Here is a 319-nt window from a genome sequence, read left to right as displayed (position 1 = left end):
TGAGCAAGACAAACTTCATAAACTCTTTCTAATAATCCAGGTCCAAGTTGTTTGTGAACTTTAAATGCTGCGTTTACAATTATTTTTCCAATTTCTTCCGTTCTTTCAGAGAGCATATTTTTTTGGTTTTGCCACGAAGGCACTAAGGCACAAAGTTTTTTTGAAAGTTTTTAAATCTTTATCAAACAATAAAATAATACTTGTGAATTTGCGTCTTCGTGGTATTATTTTATTTTTTTTGAGTCTTTAATTCATTCAGTTTAAAAATAAACTTAGCGTCTTAGTGCCTTTGTGGCAAAAACTTTATTTCTTAGAACTC

At 29.8% G+C, this 319-nt stretch carries 1 protein-coding gene; it reads right to left on the bottom strand.

The annotated features are described in order from the left end of the window. Nucleotides 1-116 (bottom strand): GxxExxY protein (locus B3J44_RS18925; protein WP_286970606.1); only part of this gene is annotated, 116 nt, incomplete at its 3' end. Nucleotides 117-319 lie beyond the last annotated feature (203 nt).

The organism is Flavobacterium sp. UBA4854, from assembly GCF_002399805.1.
Lineage (GTDB): Bacteria > Bacteroidota > Bacteroidia > Flavobacteriales > Flavobacteriaceae > Flavobacterium > Flavobacterium ginsengisoli.
The sequence above is the reverse complement of the archived record's forward strand: the minus strand, read 5'-3'. Positions and strand labels throughout refer to the sequence as shown.